The sequence below is a fragment of the Bacillus testis genome, assembly GCF_001243895.1.
Taxonomy (GTDB): Bacteria; Bacillota; Bacilli; order Bacillales; family DSM-1321; genus Bacillus_AD; species Bacillus_AD testis.
Genome location: NZ_LN851186.1, coordinates 1,632,458 through 1,647,814, shown reverse-complemented (window position 1 = coordinate 1,647,814; position 15,357 = coordinate 1,632,458). Strand labels below are relative to the sequence as shown.

The window sequence follows — 15,357 nt, the reverse complement described above, 5'->3', positions numbered from 1 at the left end:
ATTATTGATCCTTCTTTCTAAAACAAGCGATGAAAAACCCGTCGCTCCCCAAATCCTGGGGAAATAACTGCAAGCTGTTGTCCGATGCGAAACGGCGAACCTCTTCAGGCAGTCTATTTTTCAAAGTTGTATCTTTACTGAATTGGGGATGTTGCTTCAAAAAGGCTTCTGTAACTTGGTCGTTTTCTTCCTGGTCCACGGTGCATGTACTGTAAACAAGTAATCCTCCGTCTTTCAATAGAGGAGCCACTGCCGCCAGGATATCTTGCTGAATAGCGGCAAGCCGGTGGATATCTTGCTCGTTTTTCGTATATTTCACATCCGGTTTTCTTCTCATTACACCGAGGCCGGAGCATGGCGCGTCAACCAATATGGCATCGAACGTCTGCGGATCGAATAGCTCCCCGGCCTTGCGCGCATCATGAGCGGAAGCTGTCACATTGGCGAGGCCCAGACGTTCTGCCTGTTGCTTGATCAGTTTTACTTTATGTTCATGAAGGTCCAGTGCATATACTGTCCCTTTTTCCATTTTTTCCGCTATGGCAGATGTTTTGCCTCCTGGAGCAGCGCAACAATCAAGGATTGTATTTTTATCTTTTGCATCTACAGCGTAGGCGACTAGCATGGAACTTTCATCCTGGATACTGAGAAAGCCTTCTTTATAGGCATTCGACAAGGCTAGGTTTCCTTTCAGACAAGTGATCCCTTCCGGTAGAAAACGGATCGGCTCAACCGAAAAACCTTCTTCCTTCAGCATTTCAAGGACTTTTTCCCTTGAAGCTTTCGAAATATTCACTCTGGCAGTCTGCTTAGGATGTTTCAAATTGTACTGGCACATATTTCTTGTGCGTTCCTCTCCATATTGTTCCATCCATCTTTTTACGATCCATGCCGGATGGCTGGTTTCAATGGAAATCCTTTCGACAGGGTCGGACAGTTCATCCAGCGAACGGACGCCATTCCGCTGAATATTGCGCAGAATGCCGTTCACTAAGCTGGCAATCCCTTTATGTCCCCTTCTTTTGCTGATTTCTACCGCTTCAAAAATGACGGCATGATCAGGAATTTTATCCAAATAATGCATTTGGTACAACGAAAGCCGAAGCAGAATCCGGACCCATTGATCCATTTTTTTGCTGTTCTTGATATATGGCTCTAGATAATAATCAAGCGTCAATTTATATTGGATCGTTCCATACGTAAGTTCTGTCAGGAGCCCACTGTCAGCAGGAGAAAGATGATTTTTATTGATGACTGTATTCAAAAGCAGGTTGCTGTATGATTGATTCTTTTCTACGGAAAGGATCAGATCCAAGGCAAGCTCCCTTACATTTTTTCCGGCACTCTTTTTACTCATGTTCCACTCCCAGCTTTTCACCCGTCACGATATGGGAACCAGCGCCGCGCAAATAATCACGGCTTGTCATTTTCTTTTTCCCTGACGGCTGCAGTTCTATTATTTTGATCGCTGTTTGGTTTCCGGACTTGATGACCAATCCATCTTCCTCAATCGCTATTATTTCACCCGGCGCTCCGGAAGCCGATGTTTTTGTTTTTTCCGCTTTCCACACCTTCATAACTTTGCCGTCATAGAGTGTGTAAGCAACGGGCCAAGGATTCAAGCCGCGGATTTTATTATAGATAGTCTCTCCATCTTGGGACCAATCAATTTTCTCTTGTTCACGTTTAATATTGGAAGCAAATGTAGCTTTGCTGTCATCCTGTTTAATTCCCTGCAATTCACCGTTCAGCAGCTTGGGCAGCGTCTCAGCCAGAAGGTCGCAGCCTGCTGCGCTCAACTTATCGTGCAGAGTGCCGACATTATCATCCTCAGCAATGGCTACTTCTTTTTGAGTGAGGATGTCGCCGGCGTCCAGTTTTTCAGCCATATACATGATGGTAATGCCCGTTTTTTCTTTGCCTTCCAAAATCGCATAGTGAATAGGCGCTCCGCCTCTAAGTTCCGGCAGAAGCGATGCATGGACATTAATGCAACCATATTTTGGCGCTTCCAACAGTTCTTTCGGGAGGATTTGGCCGAATGCTGCGGTTACCACCAGATCAGGCTTCAAGTCGAGGACCTTGGCCAATTCTTCGGGATCACGGATTTTTTCCGGTTGATAAACAGGAATATTATGTTTCAACGCTTCCACTTTTACAGGGGGAGGCGTCATTACTTTTTTCCGGCCAACCGGACGATCCGGCTGCGTGACAGCTGCAATTACGTCATATCCTTCCGCCAAGATTCGCTGCAGAACCGGAACGGAAAAATCCGGCGTGCCCATAAATACGATTTTTGTCATTCTTCTTCATACCCTTCCAATTCTTCTTCATCAATATAACGGATTACTTTTGAGGTGAAAAGCACACCATCCAAGTGATCCATTTCGTGGAGGATGGCCCGGGCAAAAAAGTCTTTAGCCTCAGCTTCATACCAGTTGCCGTCGCGGTCCTGCGCCTGAATCTTCACATAGTCAGGACGCTCCACCTCTCCGTATAATCCAGGAAAGCTCAGGCAGCCCTCTATATCGACAGCTGCGCCTTTATAATCAATGACCTTAGGATTGATCATCTCAAGTGTTCCTGTCTCTTCATCTATTTCAACAATGGCAATACGACGGCCAACCCCGACTTGAGGAGCTGCAAGGCCGACGCCATCTTCTTTAATCATTGTTTCATACATATCATCCAACAGTTTCGCCAATTTTTTGTCAAAAACATCTACTTTTTCGCATTTCTTCTCCAATAAATCATTGGGAGCAAGAACAATCGGTAATATAGCCAATTCATTTCCTCCTGAGTGTACTGCACCGTATTACATCATAATCTGCGGATTTTGGTCAACCACGATTTTTAATCCTTTATGGGCAGAGTCTTGTTGATAGTGCTCAATAATATTGTGCAATATATGGTTCAAATTCGGTTCACGTTTGTATTTTATCAGACATTGGTACCGATATCTATTATTGATGCGTGAGATTGGCGAAGCGGATGGCCCCAGGATCACCGCTTGGGGAGAAAGTCCCTTTCTGAGGTAGGATGTTATTTTTTCCGTTACAGAAACCACCTTCATTAAATCTTCATCAGATACTGTCACCAGCGTAATATAGAAGAAAGGCGGATACATATTTGTTTTGCGGACCATCATTTCTTGCTGATAAAAATCCTCATAATTTTGCTTCGCCGCCAAAACAATCGAATAGTGTTCCGGCGTGTAGGATTGGACGACTACCTCGCCGGGCAGTTCATGTCTGCCTGCACGGCCGCTCACCTGAGTAAGGAGCTGGAACGTTTTTTCCGATGAACGGAAATCCGGTAAATACAGCATCGTATCGGCTGATAGGACACCGACTAATGTGACGTTTGCGAAATCCAGCCCTTTGGCGATCATTTGCGTACCGAGCAGGATATCTGCTTGCCCTGTGCCGAAAGCTTTCAAGAGCTTTTCATGGCTGCCTTTCCTGCTGGTGGTATCCACGTCCATCCGGATCACCCTCGCTTGCGGCAACAGCTTCGCCAGCTCTTCTTCGACCTTCTGTGTGCCTGTGCCAAAGTAGCGGATGGCTTCACTTCCGCATGCCGGACATGAAGAAGGCATGCCCTCTTCATGTCCGCAATAGTGGCATTTAAGGCTATTTGAATATTTATGGTAAGTCAGCGATATTTCACAATTCGGGCATTGCGACACTTCCCCGCAGCTTCGGCACATGACAAAGGATGAGTGCCCCCTTTTATTGAGCATCAAGATTATTTGTTGTTTCTTTTCAAGCCGGTCAATCATCTTTTCCATTAGTACTTTGGAGAATACAGAGCGGTTTCCGGCCCTCAATTCTTCACGCATGTCCACAATTTCCACTGAGGGCATCGGCCGTTGGTTGACTCTGCCTGCCAATTGCAAATATTTATAGACCCCTTTTTGGGCGCGCGCTGCTGATTCCAATGTTGGTGTAGCACTCCCCAAGACAACGGGGCAACGATGGTAAAGCCCTCTTTCTATCGCCACATCCCGCGTATGGTAGCGCGGTGTTTCTTCTTGCTTATAACTTGCTTCATGCTCTTCATCGATAATGATGATGCCGAGGTTTTGAAATGGAGAGAAAATGGCGGAGCGTGCGCCGACAACTACCTGCACTTCTTTCCGAAAAATCTTCCGCCATTCATCGTATTTTTCGCCGATGGACAGGCCGCTGTGGAAAACAGCCACCCGGTCTCCAAACCGTTCCTTGAATCTCTGGACCATCTGTGGCGTCAAGGATATTTCCGGGACAAGCATAATCGCTTCCTTGCCTTGCTTTAAGGCTACATCAATCGATTGGAGGTATACTTCGGTCTTTCCGCTTCCCGTAACGCCTTCGAGTAAAAACACATCGTTCTTCTCCTCGTCGATGCTGGCCTTGATCGGGGTAAAGGCTGCCGATTGTTCTTCGGTCAATGGCAGATGGCTTTTGTGCTCAAATACACGGTCTTGGAAAGGGTCTCTGTAAACCTCCGTTTGTTTAATGCGTACCAGCCCTTTTTCCTCCAGCCCTTTGACCGCGCTATCTCCACAGTTGACCAACTGCAACAACCGTTTCATGGCGATCGGGTCAGGGTATTCCAGGAAAAAGTCAATCAGCACCCTTTGCTTGCGCGCACTTTTGCTGATTTTTTCCTTTGCTTCCCTTAGCTCCTCTGTCGTTACAGCCAGTTCGACTGTCCGCTCTGTTTTTTTATTGAGCTTGTTTTTCACTTCATATTTGGCTTCGATATGCCCGGCTTTCAGTTCCTTTTGGAAAATGCGGGCACTGGGATGCTCCATAGCCGCTTCAAACTCTACCTTGTTCTGGGACGCAAAATAAGGTTGGATCTCCGGATCGACCAGATGCAACGGGCCTGAAAGCACCAAGTATTTTTTATATTTTGCCTTGAGTGCTGCCGGCAGCATAGCTTGGAAAGCAGCGATTTTAAGGCATAAAGTATTCGTTGTCAACCAATCTGCCAAATGGAGAAGCTCAGGTGTCAATGCCGGCTCCAGATCCTGAATGGAATAGATTGGCTTTAAGCGGCCCGTCTCTTCTCCTTCGCGCACTGACGTTACGAACCCTTGGATTGTCCGGGGACCGAACGGAACGAGCACCCTCATGCCCGGTGTCAGCATGCCGGCCCATTTTTCGGGAATTGTATAGTCAAATTCTTTATCCGTCTGGCGTACTGGTACATCCACAATAACGGATGCTATTTCCATATTGATCAATCCTTCTTCAATAAACTGGCCGCTTTCTGCAAAATTCGGACGGCCACTTCATTTTTTGTCATCGTTGGAATTTCTGTCACTGTACCGTTCCTTTCATAGATAGTGACCGCATTCGTGTCACTGCCGAAACCGGAACCTGCTTCTGCTACATTATTGGCTACAATCATGTCGGCGTTCTTTTTTTCCAGCTTCGCTTTTGCGTATCGTTCAACCTGTTCCGTCTCTGCGGCGAAACCGATCAATACCTGATGTTTTTTCCGCTTACCCACTTCCATCAAGATATCCTTCGTCCGTTCCATTTCGATCGCCATGTCGCCGTCTTGTTTCTTTATTTTTTGGCGATGGGTTACTTTTGGGCGATAATCCGCTACTGCGGCTGTTTTGATGATGACATCCTGGCCATCCATTTCACGCATGACTGCATCAAACATCTCCTGAGCGCTCTCTACCCGCACCAAATTTACTCCGGCAGGCGGATCCAAGTGGACAGGACCGGAGACCAATGTCACTTCAGCGCCCATGGCCACGGCTTCCGCCGCCAATGCATAGCCCATCTTCCCTGATGAATGGTTTGTCAGAAAACGGACGGGATCGATGGCTTCCCTTGTAGGTCCCGCTGTAATAAGTACTTTTTGCTTTTTGAGAAGCTGTTCCTGTTTCTCGCGGTAAAACCGATCCAGCTTGTCTACAATCGCTTCAGGTTCTTCAAGCCTTCCTTTACCGGTATACCCGCAGGCAAGATACCCTTCTCCCGGTTCTAGGAAATGATAGCCGAAACCAGCCAATGTGTTCATGTTCTTTTTCACGGCCGGATGTTCATACATATGTACGTTCATAGCCGGAGCGATGAAGACATCCGAGGTAACAGCAAGCATAATGGTTGAAATCATATCGTCCGCAATGCCATTGGCCAGTTTTCCGATGATATTGGCTGTAGCAGGTGCCACCACCACTGCATCTGCCCAGTCTGCCAGATGGATATGCGCGACCACTTCAGGATTGTTTTCCTGAAAAGTATCCGTATACACTTCATTTCTAGAAAGCGCCTGAAAGGTAATCGGCGTGACGAACTTCGTCGCTGATCCGCTCATTACCACTCTCACATTCGCTCCGTGCTGAGTAAGCTTGCTTGTCAGCGCCGCTGCCTTATACACAGCGATTCCACCCGTCACACACAATAGTATATTTTTATTTTTCAGCATGGTTTGTTCCCCCTGGTTATTACTGATTCTATTATGCAGGATGCCATCCAATAATTCATCTTTTTCAGAGCGACAGCATAGCACAGCGCAGGGCAAAGCCGCTGTTTTTTTAAACTGCCTTCACTCTTCTGCCATTTTTCAAAAAGAGGAACCTTGCCGACATTGACAAGGTTCCTTTTGGTACAATTATGCGTTTGTTTGTTCAGATGATTCTACCTTGTACGTTAGGATTCCTGCATTGATTTCTTCAAGCGCTTTTCCCACGCTCTTATGGGAAACAGTCTTGGCAATGCGTTGGTCATCATTGATTTGCATAACGCGAGCGCGCTTAGCAGCTACTGATACAAGCGAATACTTAGAATCGATCTTGTTCAGCAATGAATCGATAGAAGGATATAACATTTATTCAACCTCCAGCATATTTAAATATCGTTTTGCAACCCGTTCTCTTTTACAATGTTCTGCAGTCACAATCGCTTTTATTTTATCACAAGCGGACTCTATTGTATCATTTTCGACCACATAATCATATAGATCCATCATTTCAATCTCTTCTTTAGCCGTTTGCAATCGTTTGGCAATAACGTCTCCTGATTCAGTCCCGCGGCCCACTATGCGGTTTTCCAATTCAGAAAGGCTTGGCGGCGCAAGAAACAAGAAAAGGCCTTCCGGGAATTTTTCCCGCACTTGGCGGGCTCCCTGCACTTCAATTTCAAGGAACACATCCTTGCCTTCCTCAATTGTTTGGCGGACATAATCAACGGGCGTCCCGTAATAATTGCCGACAAACTCAGCGTATTCAAGCAGTTTTCCTTCTTTTATGAGCGCTTCAAATTCCTCGCGCGATTTAAAGAAATAATCAACGCCGTCGCGTTCGCCGTCGCGCGGTTTTCTCGTTGTCATGCTGATTGAATATTCAAATGTAGTATCAGGCTGATCGAAAAGCTCTTTGCGGACTGTGCCTTTCCCCACCCCTGATGGACCTGATAATACAATGAGTAATCCTTTTTCTTTCATAACTTCACTTATCCTTCCTCTACGCTAACTTCACGGTCATGGAGCCTGGAAGCAACCGTTTCAGGCTGTACAGCCGATAATATAACGTGATCGCTGTCCATGACAATGACTGCCCTCGTCCTTCTTCCATATGTGGCATCTATGAGCAGCCCCTTATCTCTCGCTTCTTGTATGATACGCTTAATCGGAGCCGATTCCGGGCTAACGATTGAAATGATCCGATTGGCAGAAACGATATTCCCAAAGCCGATATTTATTAACTTAATTGACATACTTGTCCCCCAATTATCGTATGACTAGTGTGGCCCTTCCAAAGAAGCTGTAAACGATTTTTATTCGATATTTTGTATTTGCTCTTTCATTTTTTCAAGCAAACTCTTCATTTCGACAACTTCAATCGCAATTCTGGAATCATTGGCTTTCGAACCGATTGTGTTGATTTCCCGGTTCATTTCCTGGACAAGGAAATCCAGTTTCCTTCCGATCGCTTCGGAACTTTCCAATGTTAATCTCACTTGGGATATATGGCTGTTCAGCCTGGTGATTTCTTCATTGATATCCGCTTTATCGGCGAAGATGGCCACTTCATTCAACAATCTCGTTTCGTCGATCATGCCCGCTGTCCATTCAGCCATTTTTTGCTGCAGCCGTTCACGATAAAGCTCGATGACACTCGGAGCAAAAACGGATACCCGCTTGGCTGATTCATCCAATTTTGACAGTTGGGTGAGGATATCTTCTTTCAATGCTTCCCCTTCCGCTTCTCTCATGAGCATCAATTGCATCGTCGCCTGTCTGACCGCCTCGAGAATGGTTGCCTCGATTTCAGGATTAGAAGCTTGCTTTTCCTGGATCGTGAAAACGCCCTCCAGTTGTGGGAGATTAAATGGAGTATGGTCGGTTTTTATTTGGTACAGCTTTTCGATTTCATCCATCTTGTCCATATATTGCTGAAGAAGCGGCCAATCCACTTCCAGTTGCTTATGGATGAGCCCGTCTCCTTCCACATTGACAAATAGCTCAATCCGGCCCCGTTTAATGTGGGCAGCCAGGTGTTTCTTGATTTTATCTTCCAGCACCAGCAGTTGGCGCGGCATACGTATATTATATTCACAGAAACGGTGGTTGACCGTCTTCACCTCGACATGGACCTTCATTTGCTCGTTCTCGCTTGTTCCTCTTCCATAACCTGTCATGCTTACAGCCATTGATTCCACTTCCAATTCTAGTACATATATGTAGGTACGCCCTCCAAAAACATTTTTTGCAAGGCCCTCTTGTTCACATTTTATATGTCAAACTCATACTGCCGATATTTTGAAGGATGATTTCGACGAAGGCCAAAATCACTGGAAACGTGTGTATTTTTTGACAGTAATCAATAATAAAAAGGTAATAGAGAATACTCTACTACCTTTTCAAGTATAGCATAATTCACTTGTTTTTTCGCAGTAAAAATGAACCCGCCAGTAAAAAAGTTGGCAATGAGGATAACCCGATAATCAGCAGCCAGTCCCTCGCAGGTATGCTCACCGTCTTGAAAATGCCCTGCAGTGCAGGTACATATACCACCGCAACCATCATTGCCATAGAAACTAGCACAGCCCAGACCAAATACATATTGCCAAATGGATTGCGGGCAAATATACTCTTCTCGCTTCTGCAGTCAAACACGTGAATCAGCTGTGCCAATACAAGGGTAATGAAAGCGATAGTCTGCGGATAATTTTCCCAATCAGGTTGGTTGTTTCTCGCTGTTATAAATGCCAATAAAGTGACGCCGCCGATCAAAAAGCCCCTTGAAATGATTTTCCAACCCAACCCTCTTGAAAATACGCCTTCCCTTGGATTGCGCGGCCGCCGTTTCATTACGTCTCCCTCCGGCTGGTCCAGACCTAAAGCCATAGCCGGCAATCCATCCGTCACCAGATTGACCCAAAGGATTTGGATCGGGTATAAAGGCAGCGGCAAAGCCAATATCATCGCAAACAGCATCACGAGGATTTCACCAACATTGGAAGCCAGCAAATACCGGATGAATTTGCGGATATTCTCATAAATATTGCGCCCCTCTTTGATAGCTGACTTAATTGTGGCAAAATTATCATCCAGCAAGATAAGTGAAGATGCTTCTTTCGCCACGTCTGTTCCCGTTATGCCCATGGCTATCCCAATATCAGCTGATTTGATGGCAGGGGCATCATTGACGCCGTCGCCGGTCATAGCCACAATATGTCCTTTGTTTTGCAAGGCCTTTACAATCTTCAATTTGTCTTTTGGCGATACCCTTGCAAAGACAGCGACCTCATCCACCATCTCTTCCAGCTCAGACACCGGCATGTCCATCAGCTGCTTGCCTTCAATAACCCGTTTACCCTTTTCCAGGATTCCCAGTTGGGCAGCGATTGCCGAAGCGGTTGTCACGTGGTCGCCAGTGATCATGATTGTTTTGATGCCTGCTTTTTTGCACTCCGCCACCGCTTCCTTCACTTCAGGCCTTGGCGGATCGATCATTCCCTGCAATCCGATGAACGTCAAATCTCTTTCCGCTTCATCCTCTCTCCTTATTTGCCCGGCCGAAGGGATTGCTTTATAGCCAATGGCAATAGTCCGCAGCGCCTGTTGGGCCAATCGGTCAACCGCTCCCTGCACCTGATTGTTGACAGTAGCATCCGTATATTGCACCTTGCCGTCCCAAAGAATGGACTTGCACCTGCCAAGCAAAACATCAGGGGCTCCCTTCGTAACAATAAACTGCTTGTTGTTCCGGTCTTGGATGACCACACTCATCAACTTCCGGCTTGAATCAAACGGAAACTCTTTAATAATGGTGAATTCCTGCAGAAGCGATTGCCGTGAAATACCTGCTTTCAAGGCGGCAACATGTATGGCTCCCTCTGTCGGGCTGCCATCCACGACTAGCTTCCCTTCCTTTTCCGCCACCTCGGAGGTATTGCACAATAAGCCGAATGTGAGTAATTGCCTCAATGATTTATCCTCTTTGCCGACCTCTTTTCCATCCACTAAGAAAGATCCTGTCGGTTCGTCGCCTTTGCCTGTAACGCTGTATAACTTGCCCGATTGCCAGGCTGCTGTCACCGTCATTTTGTTTTGTGTCATCGTTCCTGTTTTGTCCGAGCAAATCACGGAAGCGCAGCCTAAAGTTTCGACTGCCGGGAGTTTGCGGACGATGGCATTTTGTTTGATCATCCTCTGGACACCCAGCGACAGGGCAACGGTGACAATGGCCGGCAGCCCTTCAGGTATGGCTGCAACCGCCAAGGATACGCCGGACAGTACCATCGTGTATAACGCATTGCCTTGCAAGACACCCAAGGCGACCACCAATACAGTGAGAAAAATGGCAGCAACAATGAGAATTTTACCTAGCTGTTCAAGTTTATGTTGGAGCGGGGTAGTCAACGATTCCGCTGTCTGAAGCAAATCAGCGATCTGCCCCATGGCCGTCTTCATCCCAATCGAAGTGACTACGCCAATCCCTTTGCCGCGCGTGACCATCGTTCCCATGAAAGCCATGTTTTCTTCATCGCCGATGCTGTTGATTGTTTTGAAAAGGGGCTGGTCACTTTTGCTGACGGGAAGAGACTCTCCGGTCAGTGCCGATTCCTCCACTTCCAGAGAAACCGCTTCAATGATGCGTACATCCGCGCCTATGCGGTCTCCCGAACTGAATTTAACAATATCTCCAATAGTCAGCTGCTTCGCCGGGATCCGGAGCCATTTCCCCCCTCTCAGTACAGCTGTCTGCGGTGCGGACATTCGTTTTAAGGCATCAAGGGATTTCTCTGCCTTCCGTTCCTGGAAAAAGCCCAGAGCCGCGTTTATAAAGACAATTGCGATGATGGCGATCGCATCGATGTACTCACCCAATAAGCCTGATATCAAAGTAGCGGCCAAGAGAATAATCACCATGAAATCTTTGAACTGGGCAAAAAACAGAAGCAGAGCCGATTGCTTTTCACCTTCATCCAATTCATTGTATCCATTCATTTGGGTACGTTTTGCCGCCTCTTTCTCATCAAGACCTGTTTCACAGTTTGTCCGCAAAGACTTCTCAAGATCACTTACACTCATCTCTCTCAGTATCATTGCTTCATCTCACTTCCATTCGTCACAATAAAGAGTTGTCCTTCTTTAAACCATGCTTATTCAGACTCACGGGAATTAATGCTATACTTATGAAGAAATAGCCCGTTTTGCGGTTATAAAAAGCGAAGGCTGTTCCCGCCATTTATATTGCTTGTTTTCAAGCCCTACTTTCTGCTGCCTGATTTAGAACCAATAGAAAAAGGCAAAGCAGCCGGAATTCAATAGAATGGTTTAGTCCGCTGTTTCCATGTATATGCATGGCGGCAGTGATTATTATCGTAAAGGAAGATTTGCCTATGTCATTTGATGGTTATTTTACAAAAGCAATGTGTGAAGAATTCACTGAACATATCACGGGCGGCCGGATTAATAAGATCCACCAGCCATACCCGAATGAGATCATTATGCTGGTGCGGGCAAACGGCAAAAATCAAAAAGTGCTGCTTTCAGCCCACCCAAGCTACAGCAGGGCGCAACTGACTAATGAATCTTATGAAAATCCACAAGATCCGCCAATGTTCTGCATGCTTCTGAGAAAGCATTTAGAAGGTGCGATTATCGAGCGGATTAGACAAAAAGACCAGGATCGCATCCTCATTTTTGAGTTGAAAGGACGGACTGAAATCGGTGACGTAAGCTATAAATCGCTCATCATCGAAATCATGGGCCGGCATAGCAATATTGTGTTGGTCGATAAGGAAAACAATATGATCCTGGACAGCATCAAGCATATCTCGCATGCGGTGAATACATACCGCACAGTCTTGCCGGGGCAAACGTATACTTTTCCTCCGGAGCAGCATAAGCTGGATGCACTAACAGCGAGCGATGACGATATCAAAAGAGCCCTTCACTTCAATGAAGGCAAGCTGCAGCAGCAAATTGTCAATGCATTTGCAGGCATCTCGCCGCTCCTTGCTAAGGAAATTCTTTTTAAAAGCGGGCTTCCAACAATTGAAAACGTTCTGTCAGGGTTCCACCAGGTTATGGGCTTCTTTAAAGAGAGATCCTACACACCGACCATGGTTGCCACCGATAAGAAAGAATACTTTTATTGCATCCCGCTTGATCATCTGGAAGGAAGCAAACACCAATTCGGCACGTTGAGCGAGCTGTTGGACCGTTTTTATTTTGGCAAAGCCGCGAGGGACCGCATCAAGCAACAGGCACTTGATCTTGACCGCTTCATTGCCAACGAAAAGGAAAAGAATGAAAAGAAAATCGGCAAATTGGAAAAAACGTTGCAAGACAGCGAAAAAGCCGAGCAATATCAATTGTACGGAGAACTTCTGACTGCCAATATGCATCAGTTGAAACAAGGAATGAAGGAAATTGCCGTAACGAATTATTACGATGAACAACAAGGCACCGTGACCATTTCGCTTGATCCGCAAAAGTCGCCTTCTCAAAACGCCCAGAAGTTCTTTACAAAATACCAAAAGGCCAAGAACGCCAAACTGGCTGTAACGGAGCAAATTGCGCTCGCCCAGGAAGAAGTTGATTATTTCAATATCCTTCTGCAGCAGCTGGATTCGGCCCAACCAAAGGATATCGAAGAAATCAGAGAAGAACTTCAGGAAGAAGGCTATCTGAAGCAGCGGCACAAAAAAGGATTCAAAAAACCGAAGAATGATAAGCCCTCATTAGATGAATACCTGTCATCGGACGGCGATCTCATTCTTGTAGGGAAGAATAATAAACAAAATGAATATTTGACCAACAAGGCCAGCCGCCGTGATGATATCTGGTTCCATACAAAAGATATTCCGGGTTCCCACGTGGTTATCCGTAATCCGGAACCAAGCGAACAGACGATTCAGGAAGCTGCCGTCCTGGCTGCCTATTACAGCAAAGCGAAGGCGTCCAGCGGCGTTCCCGTCGATTATACGCAAATACGGCATGTGAAGAAGCCAAAAGGAAGCAAACCGGGATTTGTAACCTACGATCACCAAAACACTATCTATGTAACACCGGACGCCGACCTGGTGCTGAAATTAAAGAAATAAAACAAAACCTCTCCTTATTTCGGGAGAGGTTTTATTTTATACGGTTGAACCTACATACCTATATTCTTGAAATCATTTGAAAATCTGAAAACAACGAGTGCGGATGAGAGGCGTTTTTCAATGCCTGATGAACAAAAAATTGAAAAATATCTTTTTATTTAGACGATCCACCTTTATAATAAGTGAAAAATAAGGAGTGGTGGTCTATATGCGGATAGAAGAAATGTATAGTCAACTGCCCGAATTAGAGACAGAGCGGCTGCTGCTCCGAAAGCTGACAGCGGCAGACACAAACGATATGTATGAATATACATCTAACGAGAATGTCAGCGCCTATGTAACCTGGGACCGCCACCAGTCGCCCGCTGATACGGATCGTTTTATTCAATTCGTCCTCAATCAATATCGAGGCCAAAAGATCGCTCCTTGGGGGATTGAATATAAACAGGATAAAAAACTCATTGGAACCATCGACTTTGTCAAGTGGAATCCGGCCCATTACACGGCTGAAATTGGCTATGCTATTTCACAACGATATTGGGGCCAAGGGATCACGACAGAGGCAGCCCAGGCGGTTATTGAGTTCGGCTTCACCAATATGAGGCTTCAGCGCATTCAAGCCCGCTGCCTTTCCGAGAATATCGGCTCTGAAAAAGTAATGGTGAAATGCGGCATGCGTTATGAAGGTACTTTGAGAAAATCCATGCATGTAAAAGGGAAACAACGTGACATCAAGGTGTATTCCATCCTTTTTGATGAATACAAAGACAGAAAAGCTGCGCTTAATACCATTATCCATACACCATATCATCCATTTGCATCCCCTTAAAAGAAGGCTCTGTTCGTAGACATTGTTGCTTGTTTTGGAATACACTTTCTTATATCAAAAACAGAGCCGTTCAGTTGAATGAAGACCAAAATTTCTGAATAATATAACACAAAGATAATCCATTATTAAGGGAGTGTTGTACTTGCGGGTATTGGTGACTGGTTCAACAGGTCAACTAGGTTCAGCTTTGCTAAATCAACTAAAAGGTTCCGACTATAAAGTTAAAATAACTTCGAGAAGAAAACCTGAAAGAATTGGACATTTCGAGTGGGTTTATAGCGATTTATTATCTGGCGAGGGTTTAGAAGAAGCCGTAAAAGATGTAGATGTCATTATTCACGCAGCAACAAGTCCAATAAAAAATTCGAAAGATATCGAGGTTACAGGTTTTGAAAACCTTTTAAGTAAGCTGAAATACATAAAACATTTTATTTATCCGTCAATTGTAGGCATAGAGGAAATACCTCTGAAATATTATAAGCTTAAATACAAAGCAGAAGAATTGTTAAAGAATAGTTCTATTCCTTATACAATAGTTCGTGCAACTCAGTTCCACGACTTTGTAGAAAATTTATTTTTATCAAAGCCTCTCTTTAAAAGATATGTTATCCCTGGTAGCATTAAATGCCAAAGCGTCAGTGTTGATGAATTTGCCAAACATTTAATTGATTTAATTAATAAAGGTCCTCAAGGAAGAATTGATGACTTTGGCGGACCGGTTATCATGACGTTAAGAGAGATGGCGGAGCTGAAAATTAAGATAAATAATGAAACAAACAAAATTTTCAGCATTTCTTTACCAGGAAAACTATACAAATCTTTCTGCGATGGGAAAAATACCAATTCCTTTCAAAAAGCAGGGGGGATTACATTTGAAGAACATCTAGGTAATAATAGGGTTTGAGGGATGATGTACATGGACAGATGCTGCGGCAATCCTTTTTTAACAATAGTTTAACA

The 15,357-nt window shown here is 45.3% G+C and carries 13 protein-coding genes; 3 read left to right on the top strand and 10 right to left on the bottom strand.

Going from position 1 to position 15,357, the window contains the following annotated elements:
* Position 1 precedes the first annotated feature (1 nt).
* From rsmB to BN1765_RS08530, 10 genes are all read right to left on the bottom strand, one after another.
* Positions 2–1,357, bottom strand: a complete 1,356-nt coding sequence (rsmB, locus tag BN1765_RS08575; RefSeq protein ID WP_050614728.1) for a 16S rRNA (cytosine(967)-C(5))-methyltransferase RsmB — start codon at positions 1,355–1,357, stop codon at positions 2–4.
* A complete protein-coding gene (fmt, locus tag BN1765_RS08570; protein ID WP_050614727.1) occupies positions 1,350–2,303 on the bottom strand; it encodes a methionyl-tRNA formyltransferase in 954 nt (317 codons plus the stop codon). The genes rsmB and fmt overlap by 8 nt, the downstream gene beginning before the upstream one ends.
* The gene (gene def, locus BN1765_RS08565) at positions 2,300–2,785 is read right to left on the bottom strand and encodes a peptide deformylase (protein WP_050614726.1); all 486 of its coding nucleotides are present in this window, start codon (positions 2,783–2,785) and stop codon (positions 2,300–2,302) included. Before def ends, fmt begins: the two co-directional genes overlap by 4 nt.
* Before the next feature lie 30 nt (positions 2,786–2,815).
* Positions 2,816–5,224, bottom strand: coding sequence for a primosomal protein N' (gene priA, locus BN1765_RS08560; protein WP_050614725.1), 2,409 nt, complete (start codon positions 5,222–5,224; stop codon positions 2,816–2,818).
* Positions 5,225–5,229: 5 nt separating this feature from the next.
* Positions 5,230–6,435, bottom strand: a complete 1,206-nt coding sequence (coaBC, locus tag BN1765_RS08555) for a bifunctional phosphopantothenoylcysteine decarboxylase/phosphopantothenate--cysteine ligase CoaBC (RefSeq protein ID WP_050614724.1) — start codon at positions 6,433–6,435, stop codon at positions 5,230–5,232.
* A 186-nt stretch (positions 6,436–6,621) separates the two neighbouring features.
* Positions 6,622–6,837, bottom strand: coding sequence for a DNA-directed RNA polymerase subunit omega (gene rpoZ, locus BN1765_RS08550; protein ID WP_050614723.1), 216 nt, complete (start codon positions 6,835–6,837; stop codon positions 6,622–6,624).
* On the bottom strand, positions 6,838–7,452 hold the full coding sequence (gene gmk / locus BN1765_RS08545; protein ID WP_050614722.1) for a guanylate kinase: 615 nt from the start codon (positions 7,450–7,452) through the stop codon (positions 6,838–6,840).
* A gap of 8 nt (positions 7,453–7,460) precedes the next feature.
* A complete protein-coding gene (remA, locus tag BN1765_RS08540) occupies positions 7,461–7,724 on the bottom strand; it encodes an extracellular matrix/biofilm regulator RemA (protein ID WP_050614721.1) in 264 nt (87 codons plus the stop codon).
* Positions 7,725–7,784: 60 nt separating this feature from the next.
* Positions 7,785–8,660 (bottom strand): YicC/YloC family endoribonuclease, encoded by an 876-nt coding sequence (locus BN1765_RS08535; protein ID WP_050614720.1) that lies wholly within the window; start codon positions 8,658–8,660, stop codon positions 7,785–7,787.
* 226 nt (positions 8,661–8,886) lie between these two features.
* Positions 8,887–11,562 carry a cation-translocating P-type ATPase gene (locus tag BN1765_RS08530; protein WP_050614719.1) on the bottom strand — a complete coding sequence of 892 codons (2,676 nt, stop codon included), beginning with the start codon at positions 11,560–11,562 and terminating at the stop codon, positions 8,887–8,889.
* A gap of 296 nt (positions 11,563–11,858) precedes the next feature.
* Here BN1765_RS08530 and BN1765_RS08525 point away from each other — a divergent pair, with 296 nt between their 5' ends.
* From BN1765_RS08525 to BN1765_RS08515, 3 genes are all read left to right on the top strand, one after another.
* Positions 11,859–13,568 carry an Rqc2 family fibronectin-binding protein gene (locus tag BN1765_RS08525; RefSeq protein ID WP_050614718.1) on the top strand — a complete coding sequence of 570 codons (1,710 nt, stop codon included), beginning with the start codon at positions 11,859–11,861 and terminating at the stop codon, positions 13,566–13,568.
* A gap of 208 nt (positions 13,569–13,776) precedes the next feature.
* Positions 13,777–14,397 (top strand): GNAT family N-acetyltransferase, encoded by a 621-nt coding sequence (locus tag BN1765_RS08520; RefSeq protein ID WP_050614717.1) that lies wholly within the window; start codon positions 13,777–13,779, stop codon positions 14,395–14,397.
* Between the two features lie 142 nt (positions 14,398–14,539).
* A complete protein-coding gene (locus BN1765_RS08515) occupies positions 14,540–15,301 on the top strand; it encodes an SDR family oxidoreductase (protein WP_050614716.1) in 762 nt (253 codons plus the stop codon).
* Positions 15,302–15,357 lie beyond the last annotated feature (56 nt).

Excerpts from the sequence above, each read along its gene's own strand:
- rsmB (WP_050614728.1), bottom strand. The coding sequence starts at position 1,357 with ATGAGTAAAAAGAGTGCCGGAAAAAATGTAAGGGAGCTTGCCTTGGAT.
- fmt (WP_050614727.1), bottom strand. The coding sequence starts at position 2,303 with ATGACAAAAATCGTATTTATGGGCACGCCGGATTTTTCCGTTCCGGTT.
- priA (WP_050614725.1), bottom strand. The coding sequence starts at position 5,224 with ATGGAAATAGCATCCGTTATTGTGGATGTACCAGTACGCCAGACGGAT.
- coaBC (WP_050614724.1), bottom strand. The coding sequence starts at position 6,435 with ATGCTGAAAAATAAAAATATACTATTGTGTGTGACGGGTGGAATCGCT.
- rpoZ (WP_050614723.1), bottom strand. The coding sequence starts at position 6,837 with ATGTTATATCCTTCTATCGATTCATTGCTGAACAAGATCGATTCTAAG.
- gmk (WP_050614722.1), bottom strand. The coding sequence starts at position 7,452 with ATGAAAGAAAAAGGATTACTCATTGTATTATCAGGTCCATCAGGGGTG.
- remA (WP_050614721.1), bottom strand. The coding sequence starts at position 7,724 with ATGTCAATTAAGTTAATAAATATCGGCTTTGGGAATATCGTTTCTGCC.
- BN1765_RS08535 (WP_050614720.1), bottom strand. The coding sequence starts at position 8,660 with ATGGCTGTAAGCATGACAGGTTATGGAAGAGGAACAAGCGAGAACGAG.
- BN1765_RS08530 (WP_050614719.1), bottom strand. The coding sequence starts at position 11,562 with ATGATACTGAGAGAGATGAGTGTAAGTGATCTTGAGAAGTCTTTGCGG.
- BN1765_RS08525 (WP_050614718.1), top strand. The coding sequence starts at position 11,859 with ATGTCATTTGATGGTTATTTTACAAAAGCAATGTGTGAAGAATTCACT.
- BN1765_RS08520 (WP_050614717.1), top strand. The coding sequence starts at position 13,777 with ATGCGGATAGAAGAAATGTATAGTCAACTGCCCGAATTAGAGACAGAG.